12 protein-coding genes are annotated in these 14,317 nt (G+C 36.5%); 4 read left to right on the forward strand and 8 right to left on the reverse strand.

All coding sequences use genetic code 11. From position 1 onward, the window contains the following. Together HME7025_RS06205 and alaS are read right to left on the reverse strand one after the other, a co-directional pair. The gene (locus HME7025_RS06205) at positions 1-975 is read right to left on the reverse strand and encodes an aminodeoxychorismate synthase component I (RefSeq protein WP_109322797.1); all 975 of its coding nucleotides are present in this window, start codon (positions 973-975) and stop codon (positions 1-3) included. A gap of 8 nt (positions 976-983) precedes the next feature. Beyond that, positions 984-3,620 carry an alanine--tRNA ligase gene (alaS, locus tag HME7025_RS06210; RefSeq protein ID WP_109322798.1) on the reverse strand — a complete coding sequence of 879 codons (2,637 nt, stop codon included), beginning with the start codon at positions 3,618-3,620 and terminating at the stop codon, positions 984-986. A gap of 126 nt (positions 3,621-3,746) precedes the next feature. Here alaS and HME7025_RS06215 point away from each other — a divergent pair, with 126 nt between their 5' ends. Continuing rightward, entirely contained in the window at positions 3,747-4,076 is a 330-nt protein-coding gene (locus tag HME7025_RS06215; protein WP_109322799.1) for a MerR family transcriptional regulator, read from the forward strand. 36 nt (positions 4,077-4,112) lie between these two features. Further along, on the forward strand, positions 4,113-5,213 hold the full coding sequence (gene dprA / locus HME7025_RS06220; RefSeq protein WP_109322800.1) for a DNA-processing protein DprA: 1,101 nt from the start codon (positions 4,113-4,115) through the stop codon (positions 5,211-5,213). A gap of 1 nt (position 5,214) precedes the next feature. Here the strand turns inward: dprA and pyrE are convergent, their stop codons facing one another. Then, entirely contained in the window at positions 5,215-5,853 is a 639-nt protein-coding gene (pyrE, locus tag HME7025_RS06225) for an orotate phosphoribosyltransferase (protein ID WP_109322801.1), read from the reverse strand. Between the two features lie 100 nt (positions 5,854-5,953). On the opposite strand from pyrE, the gene HME7025_RS06230 reads away from it, so the two are divergent. After that, entirely contained in the window at positions 5,954-6,649 is a 696-nt protein-coding gene (locus HME7025_RS06230; protein ID WP_109322802.1) for an NUDIX hydrolase, read from the forward strand. Here HME7025_RS06230 and coaD read toward each other — a convergent pair. Together coaD and HME7025_RS06240 are read right to left on the reverse strand one after the other, a co-directional pair. Then, positions 6,619-7,089: a pantetheine-phosphate adenylyltransferase gene (gene coaD, locus HME7025_RS06235; protein ID WP_109322803.1), complete on the reverse strand. Its 471-nt coding sequence runs from the start codon at positions 7,087-7,089 to the stop codon at positions 6,619-6,621. The genes HME7025_RS06230 and coaD overlap by 31 nt on opposite strands. After that, positions 7,079-7,789 carry a DUF3822 family protein gene (locus HME7025_RS06240; RefSeq protein WP_161956216.1) on the reverse strand — a complete coding sequence of 237 codons (711 nt, stop codon included), beginning with the start codon at positions 7,787-7,789 and terminating at the stop codon, positions 7,079-7,081. The genes coaD and HME7025_RS06240 overlap by 11 nt, the downstream gene beginning before the upstream one ends. A gap of 118 nt (positions 7,790-7,907) precedes the next feature. Here HME7025_RS06240 and HME7025_RS06245 point away from each other — a divergent pair, with 118 nt between their 5' ends. Further along, entirely contained in the window at positions 7,908-9,521 is a 1,614-nt protein-coding gene (locus HME7025_RS06245) for an ABC-F family ATP-binding cassette domain-containing protein (RefSeq protein ID WP_109322805.1), read from the forward strand. Between the two features lie 191 nt (positions 9,522-9,712). Here HME7025_RS06245 and HME7025_RS06250 read toward each other — a convergent pair whose 3' ends face one another. The 3 genes from HME7025_RS06250 to HME7025_RS06265 form a co-directional block, all read right to left on the reverse strand. After that, positions 9,713-11,104 (reverse strand): Gfo/Idh/MocA family protein, encoded by a 1,392-nt coding sequence (locus HME7025_RS06250; RefSeq protein WP_109322806.1) that lies wholly within the window; start codon positions 11,102-11,104, stop codon positions 9,713-9,715. Between the two features lie 106 nt (positions 11,105-11,210). Then, complete coding sequence (locus HME7025_RS06255) at positions 11,211-12,833, reverse strand: NADP-dependent glyceraldehyde-3-phosphate dehydrogenase (protein ID WP_109322807.1); 1,623 nt, start codon at positions 12,831-12,833, stop codon at positions 11,211-11,213. A 298-nt stretch (positions 12,834-13,131) separates the two neighbouring features. Next, the gene (locus tag HME7025_RS06265) at positions 13,132-14,316 is read right to left on the reverse strand and encodes an MFS transporter (protein ID WP_109322809.1); all 1,185 of its coding nucleotides are present in this window, start codon (positions 14,314-14,316) and stop codon (positions 13,132-13,134) included. Between the last annotated feature and the right edge of the window lies 1 nt (position 14,317).

The raw sequence follows: 14,317 nt of genomic DNA on the forward strand, positions 1-14,317 counted from the left end.
TTAAATTGGTAGGTAAACTTTTTGGATTAATTCCAAATACTCCTTTTCAGGATCAGAGAAGACGGTAATTCCACCTCCGCTTTTAAAAACTAAATTTTCTTCAATTTGTTCTATAAATCTAATCAAAACTCCTGAATCTAAGGTAGTTCCATCATATTTTCCCATAATTCCAGTATAAAACCCTCGCTCATAACCCTCTGATTTTTTAATAATGTCCATGGTTGCGGCTTTTGGGGCTCCTGTAATGGAACCTGCTGGTAATAAGGCTTTTAGAATACTTCCCAATTTATTTTTGAATTCTGGCATTATTTCTCCAGAAATCAAAGAAGACATTTGCCATAAATCCTGACTATGAGTCTTTACTTGTTCAATGTATTGATATTTTTCAACTTGAATGGGGTAGGCGACTCGACAAATATCATTTCGGATTAAATCAACGATTGTAGCATGCTCCGCCTGTTCTTTTGCATCAATACGTAAATCATCAGGTCTATTTTTTTCATTAACAGCTAAAGTTCCTTTCATAGGAAAGGCTTGAATTTTATTGTTTTCAATGTGAATAAATGGTTCGGGAGAGAAAACAACAAGCTGATCTTGAATGAGTAATTTATACTTAGCCTGAGCATGCAAAAAAATCTCTTCTATACTAAGATTTGTTTGGATGGGCGTAGGGAAGGTGAGATTCACTAGGAATGAGTCCCCACGTTTTAAACCTGATTGAACTTGATTAAACTTTTGTAAGTAATCTTTGTAGCTAATTGGATATTTATCGAATTGAATTTCTCCTAGATAGCCTGTGCTTTGTTTTTGGTTGAACTCAAATATGATTCCCCATTTTCGGGCGTCTTCTTCAGTTCCCCACCAAACATTTTCGCCTAGGTAATCACAAATAAAGACAAAAGGACGTCCCTCCACACCCCATTGATCCATGCCCAAGGCTGCTTGATCAAGAGAGATAAAAGGAATGTCCTTCATGGTTAATTTTAAATGAATTGTTGAGCCGCTTGGATTACTTGTGGAATTCCTTCTGGTTTTTGTCCTCCAGCAGTAGCTAAAAATGCTTGACCACCTCCGCCACCTTGTACTTCTTTGGCCAATTCACGAATAATTTTTCCAGCATCTAAGGATTTGGACGTAACTAGTTCTTTCGAGATTGCTAAGGCTAAGCTGGCTTTACCTTCTATTTCAGCAGCTAATAAACAGAATAAATTTTGATGTTCATTGCTCAAGTCAAAGGCTAAGTTTTTTAAGGCATCCGCATTGGGAACGTTCACTTGTTGGATTAAATATAGGAGCTCACCTTTGCCTAAAATTTGCTGCGTTAATGAAGATTTCAATGATTTAATCTCCTGAGCTTGGTATTGGGCAATGGTCTTTTGTAAGCTCGAATTTTGTTCTATCAAGCTAACTACTGCTTTAATGATATCTTTTGGAGATTTTAAAAGTTCATTGATTTGATCTAATTGAGCAGCTTGTTCACTCAATAATTCAAAGGCTTTTTGAGATGTAACCGCTTCAATACGTCGAACACCTGTGGCTACTGAGCTTTCTGATAAAATTTTGAACAAGGCAATTTCCCCAGTTGAATTCACATGGGTTCCTCCACAAAGTTCTACCGAATAATTCGGGTCAAAAGTGATTACACGAACGAAATCACCGTATTTTTCACCAAATAGAGCCATAGCTCCTTTTTCTTTGGCTTGTGCAATCGGTACATTTCTTTCTTCCAATTGAGGGATATTGGCCACAATTTTGGCATTGACCATATCTTCAATTTGCTTCAATTCTTCATCTGTCACTTTCTGGAAATGAGAGAAATCGAAACGTAATAATTGTTCATTGACTAAACTACCTTTTTGTGCTACATGCTTACCCAGAATTTGTTGCAAGGCAGCTTGCATTAAGTGAGTAGAACTATGATGATTCGTTATGGCTTTTCTTCTGGTTTCATCAATTTGCGCTACTACTTCCTCTTCTTGTGCCACCTGTTCAATGGCTGGATCTGAAGTCCAATGTACAATTAAATCGTTTTCTTTTTTTGTATCAGATATTTCAATTTTTGTACCTGATTTTTTGAAAACTAAAAATCCTGAATCACCCACTTGTCCACCTGATTCAGCATAAAATGGGGTACTTTCTAAAACAATTTTATATTGTATACCCGCTTTATTCTGCACTTTTTGGTATTTCACTATACGAGTAGTCCAAGTAGCATGATCATATCCAACAAAGGAAACTTCATCACTATCAAATAAGATAACCCAATCTTCTGCGCTAGCGCCCGCGTCCTTTCTCGAACGGTTCTTTTGAGCATTTAAGGCAAGTTGGAATCCAGGTTCATCGATATCCATGCCTTTTTCACGGGCAATCAATGCGGTTAAATCTACTGGGAAACCATAGGTATCATTTAATTCAAATACATCTTCACCCGTTAAAATTTGAGTTCCTTTCGCTTGAGTATCTTCCATTAATTTATCCAATCGCACCAATCCAGTGGAAAGTGTTCTTAAGAATGATACTTCTTCCTCATAAATCACTTTAGCAACAAACGCTTCTTGCGAAATAAGTTCGTCAAAAACTCCTTTGAATTGCTGAGCTAAAAGTGGTATCAATTCATACATGAATGGCTCTTTGAAGCCTAAATAGGTATATCCATACCGAACGGCACGACGTAAAATTCTGCGAATGACATAACCTGCTTTGGCATTGGAAGGTAATTGTCCATCCGAAATAGAAAATGCAATGGCACGAATATGGTCAGAGATTACACGCATAGCTATGTCGGTCCATTTATCTTGACCGTACGCTATTCCACTTTTCTTAGCTAAATGCTGAATGCTGCCTTGGAAAACATCCGTATCGTAATTGGATTGTTTTCCTTGAATCGCCATGCATAGTCGTTCAAAGCCCATGCCAGTATCGACATGCTTAGAAGGGAGAGAAACCAAAGACCCATCAGCCATACGTTCAAACTGCATGAAAACGTTGTTCCAAATTTCCACTACCTGAGGGTGGTCAGCATTAACCAATGATTTTCCAGAAATTCGATCCACTTCATCTTGATTTCTTAAGTCGATATGGATTTCAGAACAAGGTCCACAAGGGCCGGTTTCACCCATTTCCCAGAAATTATCTTTTTTATTACCTAGGATGATTCTTTCTTCTCCGACAATGGCTTTCCAAATATCAAATGCCTCTTGATCAAAAGGGACACCATCTTTGGCATCTCCTTCAAATACGGAAACATATATGCGTTCTTTGGGTAATTGATAGACTTCTGTTAATAATTCCCAAGACCAAGCCAAAGCTTCTTTTTTGAAATAATCACCAAAAGACCAGTTACCTAGCATTTCAAACATCGTATGATGGTAAGTGTCAAAACCTACATCTTCTAGGTCATTATGTTTTCCAGAAACACGAAGACATTTTTGTGTGTCAGCAATTCTTTTCGATGGAGGAGTACCATTTCCCAAGAAAAAATCCTTGAATTGAGCCATCCCTGAATTATTAAATAATAGGGTAGGGTCATTTTTGGCAACTAATGGGGCAGATGGTACAATTAAATGTCCTTTCGATTGAAAAAAAGCTAAAAAATGCTGGCGGATCTCCGTTGAAGTCATTGGTTTAATATCGAAATTATGGGTAATTTTATTTCTTCCTGATTTTTCTAATCAAAGGAAGTGCAAAATTACGTGTTTTTATTCGAATTCTTGATTTTGCATCATAACAAGGTTTTAATTTATTAGATGGAGCAGTTTAGTAAACAGTATTATTCAATTTCTGAAGTCGCCGAGATTTTTAAGGTGAAAACATCTAAATTGAGGTATTGGGAAACTCAATTCCCTCATTTGATGCCTAAACGCCGCTCCAGCGGAATTCGGAAATATACACCTGAGGATATTGAGAAGATTAAAGTTTTGATTCAGTTGATTGAAGAAAAAGGTTTAACGATTGAGGGAGCTAAACAAGCTATTAATCACCGAGGAGAAGCGAAAAATGTAAATACTCCATTAATTAATCAGTTAACTGAAATTCGACAGTTTTTACAAGGACTTCGCGAGGATTTGGGAGAATGATTTTTTTCTTTCGGGAAATGATTCATTTAAATCCCGATGGAGGAAGAAAAAGTATTTCAAATAGCTCTAAGTTTAGTACCTCAAATTGGCATAGTCAATGCTCGCCGACTCATATCTTACTTAGGATCAGCCAAACAAGTTTTTCATTCGACCACCTCTGTTTTACAGAAAGTACCCCACATTGGACCCATGATTGCCCACGAGGTTAAGTCCAATCTGGTGTTGAAAGTAGCGGAAAGAATATATTCTGATTGTATTAAGGAGCGAATACAACTATTCTTTTATTTGGATGAGGGCTATCCTAATCGCTTAAAGCAATTATATGATGCCCCATTGTTGTTGTATTTTAAGGGAAATGTCAATTTTCAACAAGAGAAAGTATTGGCACTGGTTGGGACTAGAAAGGCAACAGAATATGGGAAAGAGATTACTTATCAAATAGTCAAGGAATCAATAGATGATGATGTATTATTTGTTAGTGGATTGGCCTACGGAATTGACATAGCTTTACATCAAGCTTGTATAGAAATGAATGTGCCAACTATTGCCGTTTTAGCAGGTGGATTTCAGCGAATTTATCCTTCTTTACATATTAAGTATGCACATCAAATGATGGAATTGGGTGGGATTATATCAGAGCACCCATTTCATCAAAAACCTGATCCTAGATTTTTTCCAATGAGAAATCGAATCATTGCTGGCATGTCAGATGCGACGATAGTGGTAGAAGCAGCAGAAAAGGGTGGAGCATTAATTACGGCAGAATATGCCAATAACTACCATCGAGAAGTATTTGCAGTACCAGGAAATTTGCAAAAAGTATTCTCAGAAGGTTGCAATCGCTTGATTCAGAAAAACCAAGCAAATATTTTCACAGATTGGCTCAGTTGCAAGGAACAATTAAATTGGCAATCAAATCCAAATAAAATTGAGAAGAATAAAAGCCTGTTGTGGAGTCAATTGACAGATGATGAGAGTCAAATATTGGCATTGTTACACCAAGAAAAGGTGTTGGCTATGGATGAAATGGCTTGGAAATTGCAAAAAGGAATCAATCAACTGGCAATGCTTTTGTTGAACTTGGAGTTTCAAGGTTTCATAAAAACATTGCCAGGCCATCGATATGTATTGAAATGACTTACTTACGCCATTCACTTGGATTGATTCTCCAATCTTGTAATGTCATTAATTGAGTTTCTGTAACGTGATTTAATTTAACCGCTTCATCTATCAAGACATCATAGTTACTTAACGTAATACAAGGTATTCCATGGTTTTTGAAATTGTCTTCTGCGATTTGGAAACCATAAGTAAAGATGGCTACCATTCCTAAGACTTCGGCACCAGCCTCTTGCAAAGCAGCGGCAGCTTTTAATGAACTACCTCCTGTGGAAATTAAATCTTCAATTAAAACAACTTTTTGCCCTTTGTCGATATGTCCTTCTATTTGATTACCCATTCCATGTTTTTTAGGCTCTGGTCTTACATAACAAAAAGGAAGGTCCAAATAATCAGCCACTAAGGCCCCTTGTGCGATACCTGCAGTAGCTACACCCGCGATGATTTCAACCTCAGGAAAATAGGCTTTAACGGCTGCAGATAAACAATTTTTAATGTAAGTTCTTACCTCAGGGTAGGAAAGAGAAATGCGATTGTCACAGTAAATCGGAGAATTCCATCCAGAAGCCCATTTAAATGGTTGATCAGGTCTTAATTGGATAGCTTTTACGCTTAAAAGGTGTTGGGCAACTTCTTGTGAAATAGTAAAATCAGGCATACGAATTTGTTTCAAAGATTATAGATACAAAAATAGTTTATTCAAGTTATCTTTCATTATTTAATTCTATTTTTGCCAACTAAAATTCTGAATTCAAACTATGATATTGTTTATAGACGACCGTCCGATTCGCATTTACAAGGAATCAAAAAAACATGCCATACCATTAGGGGATGAATTCGAATTAGTGATTGATGCTCGCCTTCAGCCCGTGAGATTATCCGATTTTAAAGGGCATACGTGTATTTTGAATTTGACATTAGATCAAATGGAGAAGTTGATACATGGTTTACACCAAAAGCCAGGTGCAACTTTTGATTCCGTTTATATTTTAGTAAAGGATATAAAACCTTTCAAACAAAGGATTTTTGGCATGTATCAGTTGTTGGAAGCGGCCGGTGGTGTGGTTTTAAATTCAGAGGATAAGGTGTTGTGGATGTTACGATTGGGTAAATGGGATTTACCCAAAGGAAAGCTTGAAAAAGGAGAGAAGTTTAAAAAGGCAGCAGTTAGAGAAGTGGAGGAAGAATGTAATGTTAAGGCTGTTTTAGATCAAAAACTTTGTACTACCTACCATACTTATACCCATAAGAATCAGCGAATACTAAAGAAAACGAAGTGGTATTTAATGAATTCAATTGGAAATACGAAGCTAATTCCTCAGAAAGAAGAAAATATTGAAAAAGTAGAATGGTTAGGACCTGCTGCTATGAATAAAGCCATGACAAATACATATAGTTCGATACGTTATGTCATTCACCGATTTCAATTACTTTGTTCTTCTTCTAAATTATAAGGTAAATATTGATTAATTGAGCTACCATAGCGGTGCAAGTCTCGAATGATGGTAGAGCTTATGGGAGCTAAATGAGGTGAAGTAATTAAAAATACGGTTTCTAATTCTTCATTAATGTGCCTATTTACTTGCGAAATAGAGTTTTCATATTCAAAATCCGTTGTATTTCTTAATCCTCTAATGATAAAACGAGCCCCAACTTCTTTGGCTACAGTAGCAGTTAAATTTTGATATGTTACTACGCGAATAGGTTTTCCTTCAAATGTTTTCTCAATAGCTTCCTTCATTTTTTCTAAAGAAAAATACCTAGACTTGCTTGAATTGTGTCCTATGCCTATGACAATTTCATCAAATAAGGCTAATGCTCTTAAAACAATATCTTCATGGCCTTTGGTAAAAGGATCAAAGGAACCAGGAAAAAAAGCAGTTCTATGCTTCATGAGAAATGGATGGGGTAAAAATCTTAAATTGAGCTAATTCTTCGGCTAAGATAGAATCTAATTCACCAAACCAGTGAATACTGGCTGGATTCCATTTTAAAAAATAACTATCACGAATCGAGTGAATGTAGAAAGCTAATTCGGTGGCTTTTGAAAACGGAAATATATTGGCTAATACTAGTTTGCCTGATTTTCTTAATACAATGTTAGCCTGATGGCGGTAAATAGAAATGCTTAATCCGTTATCTTGAGAATGTAACAGGAGATGTTCTAACTCATGATGATAGGAGATTTGGGCCAAAGGAAACCAGTAACTTATTAAATCTTTCCATTCACTTGGAATTAAAAAGAGTAAATTGGCTGCTTCTGATGGAATACTTTGTCCATGAATTTCTTGCCCAACTAAGGTTTCTTCGCCTAATGCTTTTTCTAAAAAACCGATTCGATAAATGGGACTGTCGTATTTATGAGGAATAAGCAAAAAATGTTGATGGCAAAGAAAAACTTCAACATGGGTTAAAGTGGATGGCAAAATTCCTTTTTTCTCCCAAAAATCCTTTTGAATTTTACTCGACTTGTTCCATTCAATATGGCCTGAGCTTAATTCCTGGCCATATTGGAATTCTAATCCATCTTCGTGCAAATGGAGAACAAGAGTGTTCAAGGAGTCAACATCAGAAGAGGAATTCAATTTTTCCAAGGCTATTGCTAGGTATAGAGGTTGAAATTGCAAAAAAAATATGGGATAGGAATAAAAATATTCATTTTTTTCTAGGCTCAAATTGAGTAATTTTGCGCCTTATTTAATTAAATACGCTATGTTACAGGTGTCTAATGTTTCCCTACGATTTGGGAAGAGAGTATTATTCGAGGAAGTAAATATCAAATTTACGGAAGGAAACTGTTATGGATTGATTGGTGCCAATGGTGCAGGTAAATCTACATTTTTAAAGATTCTTTCTGGAGAAATTGATTCTCAGACTGGAAGCGTTAGCATGAATCCTGGCGAGCGGATGTCGATTTTAAAGCAAAATCACTTTGAATTCGAAGAATTTCCTGTGCTTCAGACGGTCATTATGGGTAATAAACGCCTGTATGACATTATGTTAGAAAAGGATGCCATTTATATGAAGGAGGATTTTACAGAGGAGGATGGTAACAAAGCAGCTGATTTAGAGGCGGAATTTGCTGAATTAAATGGATGGGAAGCTGAATCAGAAGCTGCTACTTTATTGAGCGGTTTAGGGATCAAAGAGGATATTCATTATTCCTTATTAAAAGATATCAATGGATCTGAGAAAGTGAAAGTGCTTTTGGCGCAAGCATTATTCGGGAATCCAGATATATTATTACTAGATGAGCCTACGAACAACTTGGACATAGATTCCATCATGTGGTTAGAAGGCTATTTACAGAATTTCAAAAATACAGTGATTGTGGTTTCTCACGATCGTCACTTTTTAGATAATGTATGTACGCATATTGCGGACCTTGATTTTGGAAAGATTCAGCTGTATGGTGGAACTTATACTTTTTGGTATGAATCATCTCAATTAGCAGCAAGACAAAGAACAGATCAAAATAAGAAGACTGATGAAAAGCGTAAGGAGCTAGAAGAGTTTATTCGTCGATTCTCGGCTAACGTAGCCAAATCGAAGCAAGCTACTGCTCGTCAGAAAATGTTGGATAAGTTACAAGTGGAAGATATTAAACCTTCATCTCGTAAGTATCCATTTATCAATTTCAAGCCTGAGCGTGAAGCTGGGGATCAATTATTAAGTGTTGATAATTTATCCTATAAAACAGAAGAAGGAATTACTCTTTTCTCTAATTTATCGTTTACGATTAATAAAGGAGATAAAGTAGCATTTTTAGCCAAAGATTCCTTAGCCATTACAGCTCTGTTTGATATATTAATGGGAGAAAGAAAGGCTAGTGGTGGGGATTTTAAATGGGGAGTTACAACTACCCAAACCTATTTGCCTAATGATAATGCATCTTACTTTAAAGATGACTCATTGAATCTGGTGGATTGGTTACGTCAGTATTCTACTGAAAAAGATGAAAGTTTTATTCGAGGATTTTTAGGAAGAATGTTGTTTTCAGGGGATGAAGCTTTGAAAAAATGTACGGTAATTTCTGGAGGAGAAAAGCAACGTTGTATGTTCTCCAGAATGATGTTATCGGGAGCAAATGTGCTTTTATTTGATGAGCCAACTAACCACTTAGACTTAGAGTCAATTACGGCTTTAAACAATGGGATGATTGAATTTCCTGGAACTATTTTATTCACTTGTCATGACCACCAATTGACTAACACTGTGGCTAGTCGTGTCATTGAACTTGGTTCAAAATCATGTCTAGATAAATTAATGACCTATGATGAATTCATTACTGATAGTACAGTAAAATCACAGCGGGTTAATTTATAATATTAGAGCTTAGATTTGTCAACTCGGAATTATCACTTAAGAATCGTCACTTACGATTTGTCAACTTAAGATTTGTCAACTTTTTAAAAGTTGACAAATCTAAGCTCTAAGATGACAGTTTCAATGCTCACTGAACAAAGCTATTCGAAAAATTCAAATTCAAGGTGTAAGTAGTTGATAATCAATATCAATTACTTGGCTTTTTTTACTTTCATATTCAAAGCATCCCATTCAATTGGTTTGCCTATTTCCACGGAAGTATTGCATAAAACCGAAGGTCCAGCCGCTCTTAATCCAAAAGAGGCATCTTCAAATACAGGTTTACCAGTTCTAATCGAATCAAAGAAATTGATAAAGTGGTCTAAACGGTCATCATAACCTTGAGGGGCATTGAATTCTATTTCATCCAACACTTTCATTCTTCTATCATCTGGACTATACTTAGCATTATAATCAGCTAACATGGCGTCTTGCATGGCTTTTGGGAAACTTTCCAAAGAATCATAACCTCCCATACTAGCTACTTTAGCTCTTTTGAAATGCTTGATCTTAATGCCTCTATTTTTCACTTCAATAACACCTTCTGTACCAATTAATCGAGTCCCTTCACCTCCACCAGCTCCATCAGCCAAATTGACACGGGTCATGAATTGAAAGGCATTATGATTCTCCGTTTTTCCATATGTCATAAAACCAGTTAATAAATCATATGCATCACGTCCATCCTTCCAATAATTTAGGGCACCTTGAGCATAAATTCTTTCTGGTCCTAATGAATTGGTTACCGTATGTAATCCAGTAACATTATGAACAAATAAATCACCGGCCACACCCGTTCCATAGGCTTTGTAATTTCTCCAACGGAAAAAGCGAACTGGATCAAATGGCACTTTAGGAGCATCTCCTAAAAATGTATCCCATGAAACAGTTTGCAAACTAGCATCTGTCGGAATGGAATATTGCCATGCGCCATTGGCTGAATTTCGATCAGTATATGCTTCTACATAAGTTATTTCACCAATGGTTCCTTGCTGATAATATTTACGGGCTTCCTGAAATACGACAGAACTTGCACGTTGAGAACCAACTTGTAGAACTTTTCCACTGGCTTTTTGGGCAGCAACAACAGCTAATCCTTCTTCCACATGGTGAACCATCGGTTTTTCACAATACACATGTTTACCAGCTTTAAGCGCATCAATCGTAATGTGGTCATGCCAATGGTCACTTGTACAAACTAATACAGCATCGATGTCTTTACGGGCTAAAATCTCTTTGTAATTTCTAGTTGCAAAAATATCTTTACCCCATTTTTCTTGTGCACGATCTAATCTACCTTGGTATAAATCGGCTACTGCCACCAATTCTACGCCTGGCACTTTAAGTGCTGTGGTCGTATCATAATGACCAATAATACCTGATCCAATTAATCCTATGCGAATGGTGTCGTTTGGACTTACTTTAATTTTTTCTAATATCTGTGGCAATGGCCTTTCATCAGCTCCTAGCAAAGGAATTCCTCCCAAAAGGAGGGATGTACCAGCACTGAGCGATTGAATAAATTGGCGTCTACTTTTTTCCATGTGTTTGTAGCTTTTGTGTTTTCCAAATTACAAATTATCTGGAAATAAAAAACCCTAATCTAACCTGCAAAGGAAAAATTAGGGTTCTTGAAAAAACGTTAAACTCTTAAAGGATAAATCGTGTCGATAAGAAGTTAGATTGTTGATTTTCAACAATTTGATTCACAATATCCTTGTTCGCTTGAGTTGCTTTGGTAGCAACTACGGTACGAATGGAGAATGAACGCAGAGCAGCTGTAACAGAAAGTGTTCCCTCTGCCGAATCCTTACGACCAGTGAATGGGAAGGAATCTGGTCCACGTTGACACTGTGCATTGATATTAACACGAGAAACTTGATTTACCGTTTCATCTATTAAAGCTGAAATTTGGTTTGGATCTGTTCCAAATATAGCCACTTGCTGACCGTGTGAAGATTCATGGATATAATCAATCGGTACATTGATATCATCAAATGGCACCACTGGCACTACTGGTCCAAATTGCTCTTCTGACCATACTTTCATTTTCTTGTTTACTGGATACAATAAAGCAGGGAAGAATAAAGATTTGGCATTTTCTCCGCCATGTTTATTCAATACTTTGGCTCCATGCAACTTAGCATCTTCAATCAATTCCTTCAAATAAGCTGGTTTATTCGGCTCAGGAAGAGGGGTGATTTGTACACCAGAATCCCATACCATTCCAACTTTAATGGCTTCAATCTTTTCAGCTAATCCTTTGTTAAATGCCTCAGCCAAGCTGCTATGAACAAAGATGATTTTGATAGCAGTACAACGTTGACCATTGAATGATAATGAACCTAATAAACACTCATTGATTGCATTATCTAACTGAGCACTTTCCGTCACAATCGCTGCATTTTTGGCATCTAATCCTAAAATGGCACGTAAACGATTCACCTTAGGGTGCATTTTCTTTAATTTATCCGCTACTTTAGATGAACCAATTAAAGTTAATACATCAATTTTGCCCGATTCCATCAATTGAGGAATAATGGAATTTCCACGTCCATACAAAGTATTAATTACTCCTGCAGGGAAAGATTCTCTAAATGCTTCCAATAAGGGGTAGTGCAATAATGTACCGTGTTTCGGGGGTTTGAATAAAACCGTATTACCCATAATTAATGCTGGGATTAGGGTGGTAAAGGTTTCATTTAATGGATAATTAAACGGTCCCATACATAATACCACTCCTAATGGCGAACGGCGAACCTGGCCAATAATACCTTCTTCAATTAAGAAAGTTGAAGAATTTCTATCAATGTCTTTTAAGGCACCAATCGTATCGTAAATGTATTGGACAGTTCTGTCAAATTCTTTTTGTGAATCAGTCAATGATTTTCCAATTTCCCACATCAATAATTTAACTACCTCGTCACGCTTCAAAATCATTTTTTGTGTGAACTTTTCTACACATTCAATGCGTTTGTCAACTGACATGGATGGCCATTCTCCTCGACCATTGGAGTATGCTTTAACACCTGCGTAAAGAACCTCCATAGCATCTGTAGCATCAGTTATTGGATAGGATCCAATTCGTTTAGGTTCGAATCCTTTTTCTGATTTAATATATATGGGAGACCAAACATCTTGAGTTTTGCCTTTCCATTGGCGCATCTCTCCATTCACTAAATATTCTCTTTGTTCGATCGGTTTGACCAAATCATATTCTTTGGGAATTTCTCCTTCTTTGGGAAACAGTTTTTCTAATTCACTCGATTGCATAGGTTATATTTTTATGGTCGCAAATTTCAGCTATTTGAACTATTCAAAGAATTCATGGCATGTATTATTTGAATAGTAATACTATTTTATGAAAATATTATAAAAATTCTAAAATAGCTATTGGTTAATTTCTGAATTCAAGGGATATTTTCTCCTGATTCGATTGATCTGAAATCGCCTTTGATCTGTAAAGCTGGCTTCATGTAGTTGACTAAATTCGTAAAGCCAGATAGAAAAGAGTTCGATGTCATTAGATTTAAAAGCTAATGCATCAATTTTTTTACTGATTAAATAGGTTTCAAATTCCATTTCTAGTCCAGTTTTTCCTGAATGTTAATAATACAACCAATGCAATACTAGCTAATAATCCAGCTATGAAAAAGGGAAGAGGGATCATTTTACTCAATCCTTTATATAATAATCCAGACAAAAACGCACCAATTCCAATTCCCATTTCTAAAGCAATGTACATGGTGGCCATGGCTCTTCCCATGTGATTTTTATGGGCTAAATCCGTAGTCCAGGCAGCTAAGGTTGGGGTAGAAAAACCCCATGATATGCCAAATAAAATGGCAGAAATAATTAAGGTTAATGCAGATGCCGGAAATGCTAAAAGAAACATGGCCGCAATTAAAAATGCACAAGAAATGATTAATACAGGTATTCTTCCATGTTTATCAGAACTTTTTGAAAAGAAAAATCGTACCCCAATAGATGCGATGGTATAAATCGTAAAATATAAGCCCTTGTTATGCCAACCAACCAATTTGGTCGTGTCCGGTAATAGCGTAAGAACTGCACCATAGGAAAATGACATCAAGACCATGATCCAAAATACAGGTATCACTTTTGGCTCAAAAATATCATTCCAATTGATTTTAAATAGCTTTAGTGAAAATTTGCTTTTCATGCTTTTGGGCAAAGTTTCTTCCAATTTCATTAAAATGACAATGGAAGCTAAAGCAAATAAAGAAGAAACATAAAACATGGCTTGTAATCCAATACTATTAGCTAAACCAGAACCGATACTTGGACCAATAGACATGCCTGTCGCTGTAAATATCCCTAATGTTCCTTGAGCTTCTCCACGGCGATGTTCAGGAATAATATCGGCGACATAGGCTGCTGTGGCAGTAGGTTTGGTCCCAGTCGACATACCATGAATAAAACGCAGAAATAAGAAGGCCTGAACGGTATGTACCATCGGGTAAATACCTCCGCAGATAAAACAAACGATGGATCCAAAGGCCATGACAGGTACACGACCTATATGGTCTGTTAATTTTCCAGAGAATGGTCTACTGAGTCCTGCAGTTAAGGTAAATAGAGCGATGATGTATCCAATGTATTCGCTTCCTCCCATGGCAGCCAAGTAATCTGGAAGCTCAGGGATAATCATGGAAAAACTGGCCGCAAATAAAAAATTACTTGTACAAAGTAACCAGAAGGGTATGGTATAAATTTTCTCTTCTTGTATTTCCATC

It is taken from the genome of Aquirufa nivalisilvae, assembly GCF_003143535.1.
GTDB classification, from domain to species: Bacteria; Bacteroidota; Bacteroidia; order Cytophagales; family Spirosomataceae; genus Aquirufa; species Aquirufa nivalisilvae.

Bases quoted from the DNA above. Each gene is read 5' to 3' on its own strand.
- HME7025_RS06205 (WP_109322797.1), bottom strand. From the start codon at position 975: ATGAAGGACATTCCTTTTATCTCTCTTGATCAAGCAGCCTTGGGCATG.
- alaS (WP_109322798.1), bottom strand. From the start codon at position 3,620: ATGACTTCAACGGAGATCCGCCAGCATTTTTTAGCTTTTTTTCAATCG.
- HME7025_RS06215 (WP_109322799.1), top strand. From the start codon at position 3,747: ATGGAGCAGTTTAGTAAACAGTATTATTCAATTTCTGAAGTCGCCGAG.
- dprA (WP_109322800.1), top strand. From the start codon at position 4,113: ATGGAGGAAGAAAAAGTATTTCAAATAGCTCTAAGTTTAGTACCTCAA.
- pyrE (WP_109322801.1), bottom strand. From the start codon at position 5,853: ATGCCTGATTTTACTATTTCACAAGAAGTTGCCCAACACCTTTTAAGC.
- HME7025_RS06230 (WP_109322802.1), top strand. From the start codon at position 5,954: ATGATATTGTTTATAGACGACCGTCCGATTCGCATTTACAAGGAATCA.
- coaD (WP_109322803.1), bottom strand. From the start codon at position 7,089: ATGAAGCATAGAACTGCTTTTTTTCCTGGTTCCTTTGATCCTTTTACC.
- HME7025_RS06245 (WP_109322805.1), top strand. From the start codon at position 7,908: ATGTTACAGGTGTCTAATGTTTCCCTACGATTTGGGAAGAGAGTATTA.
- HME7025_RS06250 (WP_109322806.1), bottom strand. From the start codon at position 11,104: ATGGAAAAAAGTAGACGCCAATTTATTCAATCGCTCAGTGCTGGTACA.
- HME7025_RS06255 (WP_109322807.1), bottom strand. From the start codon at position 12,833: ATGCAATCGAGTGAATTAGAAAAACTGTTTCCCAAAGAAGGAGAAATT.
- HME7025_RS06265 (WP_109322809.1), bottom strand. From the start codon at position 14,316: ATGGAAATACAAGAAGAGAAAATTTATACCATACCCTTCTGGTTACTT.